This is a genomic window from Rhizobium ecuadorense (genome assembly GCF_001187535.1).
In the GTDB taxonomy this organism is placed as follows: Bacteria; Pseudomonadota; Alphaproteobacteria; order Rhizobiales; family Rhizobiaceae; genus Rhizobium; species Rhizobium ecuadorense.
In genome coordinates, this window is record NZ_LFIO01000977.1 from 1 (window position 1) to 225 (window position 225).

General features: G+C 61.3%; 1 protein-coding gene. It reads right to left on the reverse strand.

Translation table 11 applies throughout. The annotated features are described in order from the left end of the window. Positions 1-225: MFS transporter (locus AF337_RS18105; protein ID WP_152971121.1), on the reverse strand; the 225-nt coding region annotated here is incomplete at both ends.

Sequence of the window (225 nt, forward strand, 5' to 3'; positions counted from 1 at the left end):
GGCCAGCCCCATCGCGGAGCCGACCGCACCGCACGCGATCGTGCCGATCGACCAGATGCCGACTGCCGAGGTCAGGACCGAGCGGGTTCCCAGCCGATCAACAAGGTAGCCCCCGATGAGCTGCGTCAGAGAATAGGCGAGAAAGAATGCACTAATGATCATCCCGGACTGTTCGGAGGTCAGGTGGAACTCGTCGACGATCGGAATGATGGCGATGTTGATCGC